The 14,155-nt window shown below is 48.4% G+C and carries 12 protein-coding genes; all 12 read right to left on the bottom strand.

All coding sequences use genetic code 11. The features are described from left to right. Positions 1–261: 261 nt before the first annotated feature. The 12 genes from VSQ62_RS12060 to gltB all read right to left on the bottom strand — a co-directional run bounded on the left by VSQ62_RS12060 (position 262) and on the right by gltB (position 14,043). A complete protein-coding gene (locus tag VSQ62_RS12060) occupies positions 262–741 on the bottom strand; it encodes a hypothetical protein (protein ID WP_334635169.1) in 480 nt (159 codons plus the stop codon). After that, positions 659–958, bottom strand: a complete 300-nt coding sequence (locus tag VSQ62_RS12055) for a hypothetical protein (RefSeq protein ID WP_334635168.1) — start codon at positions 956–958, stop codon at positions 659–661. The genes VSQ62_RS12060 and VSQ62_RS12055 overlap by 83 nt, the downstream gene beginning before the upstream one ends. After that, on the bottom strand, positions 955–1,437 hold the full coding sequence (locus VSQ62_RS12050; protein ID WP_334635167.1) for a helix-turn-helix domain-containing protein: 483 nt from the start codon (positions 1,435–1,437) through the stop codon (positions 955–957). The genes VSQ62_RS12055 and VSQ62_RS12050 overlap by 4 nt, the downstream gene beginning before the upstream one ends. Before the next feature lie 178 nt (positions 1,438–1,615). Further along, positions 1,616–1,993, bottom strand: coding sequence for a type II toxin-antitoxin system death-on-curing family toxin (locus tag VSQ62_RS12045; protein ID WP_334635166.1), 378 nt, complete (start codon positions 1,991–1,993; stop codon positions 1,616–1,618). Continuing rightward, positions 1,990–2,232, bottom strand: a complete 243-nt coding sequence (locus VSQ62_RS12040) for a hypothetical protein (protein WP_016215006.1) — start codon at positions 2,230–2,232, stop codon at positions 1,990–1,992. The genes VSQ62_RS12045 and VSQ62_RS12040 overlap by 4 nt, the downstream gene beginning before the upstream one ends. A 133-nt stretch (positions 2,233–2,365) precedes the next feature. Further along, positions 2,366–3,037, bottom strand: coding sequence for a hypothetical protein (locus tag VSQ62_RS12035; protein WP_334635165.1), 672 nt, complete (start codon positions 3,035–3,037; stop codon positions 2,366–2,368). Between the two features lie 217 nt (positions 3,038–3,254). Further along, positions 3,255–4,190, bottom strand: a complete 936-nt coding sequence (tsf, locus tag VSQ62_RS12030) for a translation elongation factor Ts (RefSeq protein ID WP_334081975.1) — start codon at positions 4,188–4,190, stop codon at positions 3,255–3,257. An 80-nt stretch (positions 4,191–4,270) separates the two neighbouring features. Further along, positions 4,271–5,023, bottom strand: a complete 753-nt coding sequence (rpsB, locus tag VSQ62_RS12025) for a 30S ribosomal protein S2 (protein ID WP_334635164.1) — start codon at positions 5,021–5,023, stop codon at positions 4,271–4,273. A 328-nt stretch (positions 5,024–5,351) separates the two neighbouring features. Beyond that, entirely contained in the window at positions 5,352–6,503 is a 1,152-nt protein-coding gene (locus VSQ62_RS12020) for a C40 family peptidase (protein WP_334635163.1), read from the bottom strand. A gap of 87 nt (positions 6,504–6,590) precedes the next feature. Continuing rightward, positions 6,591–7,829, bottom strand: coding sequence for a C40 family peptidase (locus VSQ62_RS12015; protein WP_334635162.1), 1,239 nt, complete (start codon positions 7,827–7,829; stop codon positions 6,591–6,593). A 166-nt stretch (positions 7,830–7,995) separates the two neighbouring features. Then, positions 7,996–9,495 carry a glutamate synthase subunit beta gene (locus VSQ62_RS12010; protein ID WP_334635161.1) on the bottom strand — a complete coding sequence of 500 codons (1,500 nt, stop codon included), beginning with the start codon at positions 9,493–9,495 and terminating at the stop codon, positions 7,996–7,998. A 12-nt stretch (positions 9,496–9,507) separates the two neighbouring features. After that, positions 9,508–14,043, bottom strand: a complete 4,536-nt coding sequence (gene gltB, locus VSQ62_RS12005) for a glutamate synthase large subunit (protein WP_334635160.1) — start codon at positions 14,041–14,043, stop codon at positions 9,508–9,510. Positions 14,044–14,155 lie beyond the last annotated feature (112 nt).

Genomic DNA, 14,155 nt, shown 5'->3' with positions numbered 1-14,155 from the left:
AACTCCGGAAAGTTAATGAACAGCTCCATTACACAGGCCATTACCTGGCTAATAAATCTGTCTACCAGCAATTTTGTAAAGCAAAGAATAAAGGCTTCTTTCCATGAAACTCCTGAAAGCGGAAAAAGATAATCTTCTGCTACAGAAAAAAAAAGCACAGAAAACTTACCGCTACTACCGGGATTACCAGAAAGAAGTGGCAACCGCAAGGTTCATTCACTCAGAAATGTCCTTGCGGCTGTCATTTATGGTCTGCTGTTATCAGAAACATCTGCCCCCTAGCTTAATCCCCTGCTTTGTCAGATATTTCCGTTTTACCAGAAGATATGGTTTGTTCCTGTTTTTCTTTTTTAGCTGCTCCGTCCGACCCGAATCCACATAATGCGTTGCATAGGCTTTTTCAATTTCCGTGTTTCCGCTTTTGCTGAAACGGAGGGGAATCACAGGCTTATGCCCATGCTTTTTCTTCACGCCCCAACGCTTATAACAGCAGAATGACGGCTTTAAACCCATTTTCTTTGCATAGATGCCGATCTGCTTCATAATAAAAGAAAGTTTTTTCAGATTGCATGTGCATGCTGCTTCCAGATACTGCACTTTCCCAAATCTCCAGTCCTCATATTTCTGTTTTGGCAGAACCCCTATGTCAACCAGCACGTCAGCCGAGGCAGCATAGCCTCTCTGCCTGCATTGATGATAAACGGCTGAATGCACTTTGCCTGTAAGCTCTGATTCTTTCATGATCTCCTCCATAGAAATACCCCCGGCTCCTTCCATACTGCCTTACCTGTTCATTATATACTTTTGTAAAGGCAACATACTGGCTGATAATGTCATTTCCTTTGCCGTCATAGATTACTTTCACTTTTACTTCAATGGCACATTCCTTCCCACCGAAAAATTCTTCGGAAAATGAAACAGCCTCTGGCCTGCCCACACGCTTCCCTGTATAGATCATGTATAATTCCGGCTCCGGCACATGGACTTTCCGGCTCCCGTATAGATCGGCATCCTATTCTTCAAAATAATCATGGTAAGTTTGCACCAAGTACATAAGCGCATGTACAGTGCATCCTGTATTCCCCTGAGGCCGTTATGCTTGATATAACGTTGGACAGTGGAAACGGATACCGTTGCCGGAAGTGTGCCGTCCTGCACCAGTTTCTCACAGACCTTGGTTGCGTTCAGCCTGGGATATTCTTTCCTGAGCCTGTGTATCTCCCTTTCCGCCTCATCCGAGATCACCCGGGTGCCGCCCTTATCGCATCGTGTCCGGGGGATCAGGGCCTCCATACCACCTTTTTCATAGAGCTGATACCATTTTTCTACGGTTTTGGGTTTGTACTGGAAGACCCTCCCATCCGGCAGACGCTGCGGGGTAAGCGCCACCCGGAGGCTGTATTCGGCCATGGAGGCGTCTGTATAAAAACCCTGCAAACTTCGCCCCTTAAAAGTTGGTTACGCAAAAAACGCTGGAACCATGCGGATTTCCAGCGTTTTCCATTTGGGGGATATTGGGGGATAAAATTCTTCCCCCAAATTTAAACCCTCAACACATACTTATTCACTATTTTTGTTTTATGCTCTTATCTGAAGATATTACAAATCATCTGACTTACATCTGATGCGCTAACAACCAATGTAAAATATCTTCATATTGTTTCCTGTCCGCTGCTACATCTAAAATTAAATCTGATAATTCTTTCTGCGTGTATTCCATCTCATAACCATTTAATTCCAAAAAGACTAACATGGCATGGCACCCTATTCTTTTATTGCCATCGATCATTGCATGATTTTTAACTAGTCCATAGCAAAGTCTTGCTGCCTTTGCCTGTATGCTTGGATATAATTCTTCTCCACTATAGGATTGAAATGGACTTTCTAATGCAGATTCAAGCAGACCTAAATCTCTAATTCCATCACTTCCTCCAGTAGTCTCAATTAACTGCGTATGAAGTAATAGAATCTGTTCTTTTGTCAGCTTTATCATTTTGCGAGCACCTCATAAGATTCCTTATTCTTCTCAATCAATCGTTTAGATATACTCAGCACATCTTCATTTGATGCAACAGCATCCTCATCTGCTTTGCTAAAATCTATCACAAGATATCTTGGTACATTATTTTTTAGAATAATGGCTGTTCCATGTTCATCCACTAGTCTTGCTACTTTTGAAAAATTCTGATTTGCTTCTGTAATAGAAACCATTGTATTTGTATTTATTGTCATCATCCATACCTCCTTGTATAATGCTTATATTATATCCAATTTATAGGATGAATTCAACCTATTCCCCCCCCCCCTCAAATACTTTTTTACATAGCTTGCTATCAATATAATAATTAACCTGGATTATTCATTTTCAAAAATATATAGCAAAATGAAATTTATCTTTTTCTTCTCCAATAAACATACATCTGTATATCCCTTTATATTTAGAAGATATTAAGTCAAGTGGTAACTCCATATAAGCTTTTTTATAACAATACTTTAAATCTTTCGTATACACTGGTACTTTATTTGCTTCTAAAAATGGAAAATATCTTCTCTTTCGTTCATCTGCTAATGGGTATGCTCCATTCCCAGTCCCTAATTGAATTAATTGTGAAAATGAATCCACACAATTAAACCATCCAATCACAAATGCAACCTTTCCCGGCTTATCACTATCTATCTCATCCATTAACCAATCAAAATCTTGTTGAAATACTGACCAGTTTTTGCTTGCTGCTCTTGTATTAGCTGAACTAATCCAATTTTTCAAATATTTAACTTCAATTTTAAAATCTCTTTGTGCTATATACAAATCATGGTTTATTTTCTGTGCTTTTTTTATCCGGGCACTTTCTCCTGCTGTATAATGAGCATTTTGTTTAAAAGGATAGCCTATTCTTACTGTTATATCCATTTCATTAAACTTTTCATCGGCTTCAATTTTTAATTCAGGCTTATCCCATCCCCTATACAAGATATTGAATTCATCTATTGTATATAAACAGTTTGCAACTATGTATTGGTCAATTGTTGGTCCCATTATATAATATCCCTTTCTGTTTCTTGAATTACATATTTCATGATCTATAAAATTATATTTACTAACTCCAAATAATATTCTTAGAATATTGAGATATCACATAAGTAATCCGTTCTAACTTTGAATGATGACATATAAATGCAAAAACCCCTGCAAATGGCATTCCCACACCATTCACAAGGGTTTCTTCATTCAAAATAATCAGGCAAACTTCACCTTATGCATTCATCTGCGCTGCAACCTCAGCCGCGAAATCTTCATTCTTCTTTTCAAGACCTTCGCCTGTCTCAAAACGAATGAATCTCTTAAGTGCAACAGTCGATCCAACTTCCTTAGATACCATCTCCAGATACTTCGCAACCGTCTCCTTATTCTCAGCCTTTACATACTCCTGCTCTAACAGGCATACTTCCTTCAGCTCCTTATTAAGACGTCCGCTGATCATCTTCTCAATGATATTCTCCGGCTTGTTCGCATTCTTAGGATCATTCTTAGCCTGAGCCATCAGAATCTCTTTCTCATGCTCCTTGTAATCCTCTGGAACTTCATCTGTAGACACATACTTCGGATTCAGAGCCGCAATCTGCATAGCCACATTCTTCAGAGCCTCTTTTACAGTATCGGAATTGTTATCAGTCTGAGCCTCAACCAATACTCCGATCTTACCTCCTGCATGGATATAAGATACTACAATGCCATCCTCAGACACAATCTTCTCGAATCTTCTGATGTTCATGTTCTCGCCGATCTTAGCAATCATTGCCGCCAGCTTGTCCTGAACAGTCATAGATGTATCAAGCGCCCATGGCTCCGCCTTAAACGCCTCGATATCTGCAGCAGCTGTATCAGCAGCCTGTTCAACTACTTCCTTAACATAAGTCTGGAATACTTCATTCTTTGCAACAAAGTCTGTCTCAGCATTCACTTCCACGATCGCAGCCACCTTATTGTCTCCCTTGATGGTTGTAGCCACAATACCCTCTGCTGCAATTCTTCCCGCCTTCTTCTGGGCAGTTGCAAGTCCCTTCTCACGAAGGAACTCAACAGCCTTGTCAAAATCACCGTCTGTCTCAGTTAATGCCTTCTTGCAGTCCATCATGCCTGCTCCGGTCATCTCTCTTAACTCTTTTACCATACCAGCCGTAATTGCCATGTCTATCTCCTCCTAATCAATCCGCTCAGTCATGCCCCCTCTTTATACTATATAAAGGGGTATTATGAGCGGTATTGTCTTTACTCGTCTGCTTCGTTCTCGTAAACTTCCTCGGCAGCATCCTCTTCGTAAACGCCGTCTTCACCGGTCATTCCCTGATTCGCCTCTACAACGGCATCAGCCATCTTAGATACGATCAGCTTCACAGCGCGGATTGCGTCGTCGTTACCCGGGATCACATAATCCAGTTCCTCTGGATCACAGTTTGTATCAGCAATTCCGATCAACGGAATTCCAAGTGTATGTGCTTCCTGTACACAGATTCTTTCCTTCTTAGGATCTACAACGAAGATTGCATCCGGAAGCTGCTTCATCTCTTTGATTCCGCCTAAGTTTCTCTCAAGCTTCTCCCATTCCTTCTTAAGCTGGATAACTTCCTTCTTAGGCAATACATCGAAAGTGCCGTCCTCTGACATTCTCTCGATCTCTTTCAAACGTGCAACTCTGCTCTTGATCGTCTTGAAGTTCGTCAGCATTCCTCCAAGCCATCTCTCATTCACATAGAACATTCCGCAGCGCTCAGCCTCTGTTCTGATCGCATCCTGCGCCTGCTTCTTTGTCCCTACGAACAGGATCGTACCGCCGTCTGCCGCGATATCAGATACCGCCTGATATGCCTCGTCCACTTTGCCTACAGACTTCTGCAGGTCGATAATATAGATACCGTTCCTCTCCGTGTAAATGTAAGGAGCCATCTTAGGGTTCCATCTTCTTGTCTGATGTCCGAAATGAACACCTGCTTCTAAAAGCTGCTTCATTGAAATAACGCTCATCTTTTCTTCCTCCGTCTTGGTTTTTTGCTTCCGCATATGTGTAAGCCCTTGAAACCGGCTTATATTCAAGCTTTGGCACCATCTTAGGCAAACAAATGCGTGATTTTTGCGACCCGTTTATAATAGCACAAAAGCCTTGCAAATGCAAGGCTTTTTCTATGCTAAGTATGTAATAACTGCCAATAACTGTAACAGTTCAGATACCTTCACTGTTACAAGCCTCCGGCCATTAACAATCGCTTCGCGATGAGCCGGATGCTTTCATGCTCTACTCTATGGCTCGGTCGGCGCAGTGAATGCGCAGACCTGTCTGAACTGTTGCCAATAGCTACCAATACCTGACAAATCCCTGGGCACGCACCGGGCTGATCATAATGTTCGTTCCGGTCTGCTGAGCCTCGATCATCTGGCCGTTACCGATGTAAATTCCCACATGGCCCGGCTTCCAACAGATATCTCCCGGTTCCGGACTAGATACCTTCGTGCCGCCGGCATACTGTGACTCAGAATAGTGCGGCAGGGAAATCCCCGCTACAGAATGACAATACTGCACCAGTCCTGAACAGTCAAGCCCTACTCCCGGTGTGGAGCCGCCCCACACATACGGAACTCCTAACTGGCTGTATGCGGCATTCACGATCGCCTGAGCCGTAGCTGTGTTCCCTTTGCTTACAGAACCGCCGGATGTACCGGATGTTGTACCGCCGGAACTTGGTGTGCTGGACGGTGCCGGAGACGCTCCCGGATTGTTGGCGCTCTCCGGATTGGATGCAGGACGGTTCGTACTTGGTGCCGACTCATTCTGTCTTGCTGCCGCCTGACGTTCCTCTTCCTCTCTGCGCCTGCGCTCTGCCTCTTCCCTGCGTCTCTGTTCTTCCGCGGCTTTTTGTACCGCGATCTGAAGCTGTTCATCCAGGTTAGAGATCTCGGACTTCTTCGTCTCGATGGTATAGTCTAATTTATCCTTCTGTGCCTCGAACTCTGTCTGCAGCGCCTCAAGATTACTCAGCTCCGTCTCTAACGTTGTCTTCAAGTCCTGAACCTGCTGCTTGATCTTCACATACTCTTCCAACATCTTCCTGTCGTAAGAGTGCACATTCTGAACATATTCCGCCTTATTGACCAAGTCCGAGAAATTCTCTGCCGAAAACAGCGTCTCGATCACACTCGCGTCGCCCTCTTCATACATGAACTTGATCCTAAGCTTCATCGCATGATACTGTTCTTCTTCCTGCTCCTGGGCCTCGCCAAGATCGATCTCGGCCTGTGTGATCTCCTGCCCTTTATTGATCAGGTCTCCTTCTAACTCACTGATCTTCGATATCAGCTCTGTCAATTCCTGTTGGAGAGAATTTACCTCACTTTGAGCTTCCGCTTTATCCTTCTGTAACTCGTCCACGGTTGGGTCCGCGTAAACCGGTGTCGCAACCAGTCCGCACGTCAGCGCTGTCACTAACATAGCACTTTTCCATCTTCTCATATACATTCCTGCCAATCTCTTAATATTCTACCCCTTGAATACCGCCCGAAACTCATTCCGCAATCTGCCGTCCCTGTAACAGACCTTCTACCAATAACGTCTGTACCATGGAGAACCATATACGTTCGCAACCTTTACCACATCTCCTGTGTGCGGTGCATGGATCATCTGGCCTCCGCCGATATAGATCCCGATATGGCTTCCGTAGCATACCAGATCTCCGGGCTGCGGATTGCTGACCGCCTTGCCGCCTCCGCCCTGAACCTGTGACGTACGTCCGATACTGATACCTGCTACTCTGTGGCAATACTGGGTGAGTCCTGAACAGTCAAGACCGCTTCCCGGTGTGGTGCCTCCCCATACATATGGAACTCCCAATTGTCCATATGCAGCATTTACAATTGTCTGCGCAACGGAACTGTCTCCGGCTCCCGCATAATCCAGGCTGCTCCCTGAACTGCTGCCGGTACTGGTTCCCGTGCTGCCGGCGGTATTTCCCGTACTGCCGCTGTTACCGGTGCTGCCGGTATTCCCTGCCGTACTGCTGCTTCCTGTGCTGCCGGTGCTTCCTGCGGATGCACTGTCATTAGAAGCATTCCCGCCGTTATTATCTTCGTTGTTCTGGTTCTGATTACCGGAAGTGTTGTTATTGCTCTGTGCCGCTTCCTCCTGACGTCTGCGTTCTTCCTCTTCACGGCGTCTCTGCTCTTCCGCAGCCGCTCTTGCCGCAGCTTCCGCAGCCGCCTGGATCTGCGCATCCAGATCGGCAACCTCTTCGCGCTTCGATTCTATCGTTGAACTTAACTGAGTCTCCTTCGCTTCATATTCGTCCTGCAGTCCTTCCATCGTCTTCTGGTCTTCCTCAAGAGTCGTCTTCAGATCAGCAATCTCCTGCTTGGTCTCTGCATACTCCTGTAACTGCTGACGGTCATACTTATGTACATTCTGGACATATTCGGCCTTATTCACCAGATCTGTGAAGTCCTCCGCCGACACCAATGACTCGATCGCCATCGAACTGCCCTCTTCATACATATATTTAATACGAAGCTTCATCGCTTCATACTGTTCCTTCTCCTTCTCCTCTGCAACCGTCAGATCCGCCTCTGCCTGTGTGATCTCTTCACCCTTCTTGATCAGGTCCTCTTCCAGATCTCCAAGCTTCGTCATAATATCTGTCAGTTCCTTCTGCAGAGAATTCACCTCGCTCTGCTTCTCAGCCTTATCCTCCTTCAGATCGTTAATCGATGGTGCTGCCATAACTGGTGTCACAATAAGTGAGCCGGCAACTGCTGCTGCCAGTAATCTTGCTCCAAATTTCTTCATAATCAAACCATCCTTTATAATTTTTTATACCCTTTATCCCTCATTCGACATAGCTACCCCTACATCTGGAAACAATTATAACTCAACCCACAAAATTTTGCAATATTTTTTAACAACTTTGTAACAAATAAGTTGGCAAGAGTTGGCAAGATAGCAACTTTTTCTCCTATTGTATATTCATATTGGTATATCCCATCAGGCTGATATCGACTTCCCGCGCCGCTTCCCGGCCTTCCCTGATTGCCCACACGACCAGTGACTGCCCCCTGTGCATATCCCCGGCAGTAAATATATCCTGCACATTTGTGGCATATCCGCCGGACGCCGTCGCCACATTCGTCCGTCCGTCCACGCCGACTCCAAACGCTTTCGTCACATAACTCTCGCTCCCCAGGAATCCCGCGGCGATCAGCACCAGGTCTACATCTACCGTATACTCGCTTCCGGCGATCTCCGCCATCACCATGCGGCCCGTCTTCTCATCCTTCTTCGGCTCTAATTTCACAAGCACTGCCTTACAGACATTGCCGGCCTTATCCTTCTTGAATTCCCTGACCGTCGTCTGATAGACTCTTGGATCCTTCCCAAATACCGCCGCCGCTTCCTCCTGCCCGTAGTCTGTCTTGCACACCTTGGGCCACTCCGGCCAGGGATTCGAATCCAGCCTCTCATCCGGCGCCTTAGGCATCATCTCAAGCTGCAGGATCGATCTCGCGCCATGGCGCATGGCAGTACCGACACAATCATTCCCCGTATCGCCGCCTCCGATCACCATCACACGTTTTCCCTTCGCAGAGATATAAGTCCCTTCCTTAAGCTCCATCTGATTGGCCCACAGCGCCTTCGTCGTTGACTTCAGGAAATCTACCGCGAAATGAATCCCCTTCGCATCCCTTCCCGGCGCCTTGATATCCCTTGGATTCGACGCTCCGCAGCAGAGCACGATACGGTCGAACTCCTTCTTAAGCTCCGCTGCCTTCTTATCCTTACCTATGTTGCAGCCCGTGACAAAGGTAACTCCCTCTTCCTCCATCACCGCAAGCTTACGGTCAATGATCTGTTTCTCAAGCTTCATATTGGGGATTCCGTACCGCAGAAGCCCGCCGGCTTTGTCTTCCCGCTCGAATACGGTCACGCTGTGCCCTCTTCGGTTCAGCATATCCGCAGCCGCAAGTCCGGACGGTCCGGAACCGATCACCGCTACCTTCTTCCCGGTACGTACCTTCACCGGACGCGCCGCCGCATAACCCTTTTCGTATGCATACTCAATGATTCCATATTCATTTGCCTTAGAAGCGACTGCATCCCCGTTCAGATTACAGGTACATGCCGCCTCACAAAGCGCCGGGCACACCCTTGAGGTGAACTCCGGGAAATTATTGGTCTTCTTAAGCCTGTAGTAGGCTTCCTCCCAATTTCCCTGATAGATCAGGTCGTTCCACTCCGGAACCAGATTGTGGAGCGGGCATCCGCTCGCCATTCCCATGATCATCTGTCCCGCCTGGCAGAAGGGAACCCCGCACGCCATGCATCTGGCGCCCTGGCGTTCCTGCTCCTCTCTTGGCAAGGCTGTGTGGAATTCATTAAAATGCCTGATCCGATCCTTCGGCGCTTCCGCCGCCTTATCCTGCCTTACATATTCCATAAATCCTGTTGCCTTTCCCATCTTCCACACCTCCTATCGTCCGCCCTTAATGGCATAGAATGCTTCTGTCTTCGCCTGCTCGCTGCTCATCCCCTGTTCCTCCATCTGAAGGATCGTCTTAAGCATCCGCTCATAATCTACCGGAATGATCTTCTTGAACTTCGGCAGATACTCCGTATAAGCATTAAGGATCTCCTTGCCGATCTCGGAATTCGTGCAGGCCACATGCTCCTCGATCATATGCTTCAGCTCATTGACGTCGAATTTGGATGTGACGCGTTCGATATTGACCATCTGCTTATTCACATTCATATACAGGTCACTGTTTATGTCTAAGACATACGCCACCCCGCCGCTCATACCGGCGGCAAAGTTCTTGCCAATCTTCCCAAGGACAGCCACGCGGCCTCCGGTCATATATTCGCATCCGTGATCTCCCACGCCCTCTACCACCGCGGTAACACCGGAATTACGCACCGCGAACCGCTCGCCTGCAACGCCGTTAATGAAAGCCTTGCCGCCGGTGGCTCCATAGAGCGCCACATTTCCTATTATAATATTCTCATCATGCCGGTACTTCACTCCCCGGGGCGGATAGACGATCAACTTGCCGCCTGACAAACCCTTTCCGAAATAATCGTTGCTGTCTCCTGTAAGCTCCAGGGTCAGTCCCTTCGGGATAAATGCTCCGAAGGACTGTCCTCCCGCGCCGCTGCATTTCACCACATAACTGTCTTCCGCAAGTCCTTCCGGATAACGTTTCGTGATCTCCGACCCAAAGATCGTACCAAAGGTACGGTCGGTATTGGTTACATCCACCTCGATGCTCCTCTTCTGTCCGTTCTTAAGCGACGGAAGCAGTTCCTTTAACAGCACCCTCTCGTCCAGCGTCTTTTCAAGCTCGAAATCATACACCTTCTTAGGGTCAAATGTAACCCCCGCCCTGGTTCCCTCATAGGGATTATACAGGATCCGGCTAAGATCCAGCATGGCCGCCCGCTTAGACGCCGCATGTTCCTTCACTCTCAGAAGGTCCGTGCGCCCAACCAACTCATCTATAGAACGCACTCCAAGCCTCGCCATATATTCCCGAAGATTCTCGGCCATAAACCGCATGAAGTTCATCACATATTCCGGCTTGCCTGTGAACCGCTTCCGAAGCTCTGGATTCTGAGTGGCAACCCCCACGGGACAGGTATCCAGGTTGCACACCCGCATCATAACACAGCCCATAGTTACCAGCGGCGCTGTCGCAAAGCCGAATTCCTCCGCACCCAGGATCGCCGCGATCGCCACGTCGCGGCCGCTCATCAGCTTACCGTCTGTCTCGATCCTGACCCGCTCTCTCAGGCCATTCTGGATCAAGGTCTGATGAGTCTCCGCAAGCCCCAGCTCCCACGGAAGTCCTGCATTATGGATGGAGCTTCTGGGCGCCGCGCCGGTCCCACCGTCATAACCAGAGATCAATATCAATCCGGCTCCGGCTTTTGCCACACCGGCGGCAACCGTTCCGACTCCGGCCTCCGACACAAGCTTCACCGAGATCCTTGCATCCTTGTTGGCATTCTTACAGTCATAGATCAGCTGCGCCAGATCCTCGATCGAATAGATATCATGGTGCGGCGGCGGTGAGATCAGGCTGACTCCCGGCGTAGAATGACGGGTATTGGCAATCCACGGATATACTTTCCCTCCCGGAAGATGCCCGCCTTCTCCCGGCTTCGCTCCCTGCGCCATCTTGATCTGTATCTCCCTGGCGCTCACCAGATATCTGCTGGTCACGCCGAACCGCCCAGAGGCAACCTGCTTGATAGCCGAACACCGTTCGCCGTCAAGCCGGTCGATCTCTTCTCCGCCTTCCCCGCTGTTCGATTTGCCGTGCAGACGGTTCATAGCGATCGCCAATGTCTCGTGGGCTTCCTTGGAAATCGACCCATAAGACATAGCCCCTGTCTTGAAGCGTGTAACAATAGAATCCACACTCTCTACTTCTTCGATCGGGACGCCCTTCTTAGGATAGTTGAACTCAAGCTGTCCGCGCAGATTGATGGATTCCCCCTCTGCATTTACCATCTCCGTATATTTCCTGAACATCTCATAATCTCCCCGTCTGGTGGACTGCTGGAGCATATGGATCGTCTGCGGGTTATAGAGATGTCTCTCCCCTCCGCTCTTTGATTTGTGCTGACCGATACTGTCAAGAGTCATATCTACCTCAAGCCCCAGCGGATCAAAGGCCTGAGAATGCCGTGCGACATAGTCCTCAGACAATTCTTCGATGCCGATCCCGCCTACACGGCTGACCGTGTCGGTGAAATATTTCCGGATAAATTCTTCTTTCAGTCCAATGGCTTCAAAAATCTTCGCGCCCTGATATGACTGGATCGTTGATATCCCCATCTTCGACGCGATCTTCACGATCCCGCTGATCACCGCATGGTTGTAATCGTCCACCGCCGCATAGTAATCCTTCTTAAGCATATCGGTATCGATCAGCAGGCGGATGGACTCATGGGCAAGGTAAGGGTTGACCGCGCAGGCTCCGTATCCAAGCAGCGTAGCAAAATGATGTACCTCCCGCGGTTCTCCCGTCTCCAGGATGATCGCCACGGAAGTCCTCTTCTTCGTCCGCACCAGATGCTGCTGCAGTCCGGACAGCGCCAGAAGCGACGGCATGGCGACATGGTATTCGTCCACGCCGCGGTCGGAGAGGATCAAGATATTGGCGCCCTCCCTGATGACCCGGTCCACCTCTATGAACAGATAATCAATCGCCTTCTCAAGCCCGGAATTCTTGTAGTACACGATCGGGATCTCTGCCGCCTTGAATCCTTCCCGCTTCATATTCTTAATCTTCAGAAGATCTGTATTCGTGAGGATCGGATTATCCACCTTGAGCATCCTGCAGTTCTCTTCCCTCTCCTCCAGAAGATTCCCGTCTGATCCGATATAGACCGTAGAGGATGTGACGACCTCTTCGCGGATCGCGTCGATAGGCGGATTGGTCACCTGAGCAAAGAGCTGTTTGAAATATCCGAAGAGATCATGGTGCTTATCCGACAGCACTGCCAGCGGAGCATCTATTCCCATAGCCGCCGTCCCTTCCGAACCGTTCAGCGCCATGGCAAGGATGGACGTCTTCACTTCCTCGTAGGAATACCCGAAGGCTTTCTGAAGCCTTCTGCACTCCTTGGCCGTATAGGACTGGACCTTCTGGTTGGGTATCTTCAAGTCTCGAAGCTCGATCAGATTACTGTCAAGCCACTCCCCATAGGGCTGCCTTCCGGCATAGATCTCCTTCAGCTCTTCATCGTCGATCACCTTACCCTTTACAGTGTCCACCAGAAGCATTTTCCCCGGATGCAGGCGCTCCTTCACCAGGATCTTAGCCGGATCGATATCAAGAACCCCAACCTCGGAGGAGAGGATCAGCGTATCATCGTCCGTGATGTAATACCTGGAAGGACGAAGCCCGTTCCTGTCGAGAACCGCTCCCATACAGTCGCCGTCGCTGAACAGAATAGATGCCGGTCCGTCCCACGGCTCCATCATGGTCGCATAATACTGGTAGAAATCCTTCTTCTTCTGGGACATCTTCTTCGTATTGGCCCATGGCTCCGGGATTGCGATCATCACCGCAAGAGGCAGCTCCATTCCGCTCATAACCATGAACTCGATGGCATTGTCAAGCATCGCCGAATCAGAACCGGAGCTGTTGATGGCAGGCAGCACCTTGTGAAGCTCACCCTTGAGATGCTCAGACTCCATATTCTCCTCCCTTGCACGCATCTTATCCGCGTTGCCCCGGATGGTATTGATCTCTCCGTTATGTACGATAAAACGATTCGGATGGGCGCGTTCCCAGCTTGGATTGGTGTTGGTACTGAACCGGGAATGCACCAGCGCGATTGCCGACTCATAATCCTCATTCTGCAGATCTGTGAAAAATGACCGAAGCTGACCTACCAGGAACATTCCCTTGTAGGCGATCGTCCGGCTTGAGAGCGACGCCACATAGGTATCGTCGCTGCTCTGCTCGAAGATACGGCGCACCACATAGAGCCGCCTGTCAAAATCAATTCCCTGATCCACCTTATCCGGACGCTCGATAAATCCCTGCATAATGCACGGCATACACTCCCGCGCACGGCTCCCTAAGACCTCCGGCTTCACCGGAACCTCGCGCCATCCCAGGAAATTCATACCCTCCTTCCGAACGATCACCTCGAAGATCTTCTTCGCCTGATTCTTCTTAAGCTCATCCTGCGGGAAGAAGAACATCCCGACTCCATAATCTCTCTCAGAACGTAAAAAGATGCCGAGCGGTCTGCAGACTTTGGAGAAAAACCTGTGTGAAATCTGCAATAAGATTCCAACTCCATCGCCTGTCTTACCCTCGGCATCCTTGCCAGCTCTATGTTCTAAATTCTCTACAATCTTCAACGCGTCCGCCACTGTGCTATGGCTTCTTCGCCCCTTAATATTCACAATCGCACCAATCCCGCAATTATCATGTTCAAACTGCGGATGATACAGCCCGGTGCGGCTGCTCCCAACCTGTCTGTTCATATATTCAGTCCTTTCTTCAGTTTTTCTAACTATACTACTTTTTCTGCTATTTGTAAATAACGAATTTTATTTATATTGTCAGATAATTCAATATTAATAAAATTTCAAGAAA

Origin of the sequence: Sporofaciens sp. JLR.KK001 (genome assembly GCF_036941055.1) — a bacterium.
GTDB lineage: Bacteria > Bacillota > Clostridia > Lachnospirales > Lachnospiraceae > Sporofaciens.
The sequence above is the reverse complement of the archived record's forward strand: the minus strand, read 5'-3'. Positions and strand labels throughout refer to the sequence as shown.

What these genes read in the sequence shown, in the direction of transcription:
- gltB (WP_334635160.1), bottom strand. Translation starts at nt 14,043, where the DNA reads ATGAACAGACAGGTTGGGAGCAGCCGCACCGGGCTGTATCATCCGCAG.
- VSQ62_RS12045 (WP_334635166.1), bottom strand. Translation starts at nt 1,993, where the DNA reads ATGATAAAGCTGACAAAAGAACAGATTCTATTACTTCATACGCAGTTA.
- rpsB (WP_334635164.1), bottom strand. Translation starts at nt 5,023, where the DNA reads ATGAGCGTTATTTCAATGAAGCAGCTTTTAGAAGCAGGTGTTCATTTC.
- VSQ62_RS12055 (WP_334635168.1), bottom strand. Translation starts at nt 958, where the DNA reads ATGATCTATACAGGGAAGCGTGTGGGCAGGCCAGAGGCTGTTTCATTT.
- tsf (WP_334081975.1), bottom strand. Translation starts at nt 4,190, where the DNA reads ATGGCAATTACGGCTGGTATGGTAAAAGAGTTAAGAGAGATGACCGGA.
- VSQ62_RS12060 (WP_334635169.1), bottom strand. Translation starts at nt 741, where the DNA reads ATGAAAGAATCAGAGCTTACAGGCAAAGTGCATTCAGCCGTTTATCAT.
- VSQ62_RS12015 (WP_334635162.1), bottom strand. Translation starts at nt 7,829, where the DNA reads ATGAAGAAATTTGGAGCAAGATTACTGGCAGCAGCAGTTGCCGGCTCA.
- VSQ62_RS12020 (WP_334635163.1), bottom strand. Translation starts at nt 6,503, where the DNA reads ATGAGAAGATGGAAAAGTGCTATGTTAGTGACAGCGCTGACGTGCGGA.
- VSQ62_RS12010 (WP_334635161.1), bottom strand. Translation starts at nt 9,495, where the DNA reads ATGGGAAAGGCAACAGGATTTATGGAATATGTAAGGCAGGATAAGGCG.
- VSQ62_RS12035 (WP_334635165.1), bottom strand. Translation starts at nt 3,037, where the DNA reads ATGGGACCAACAATTGACCAATACATAGTTGCAAACTGTTTATATACA.
- VSQ62_RS12040 (WP_016215006.1), bottom strand. Translation starts at nt 2,232, where the DNA reads ATGACAATAAATACAAATACAATGGTTTCTATTACAGAAGCAAATCAG.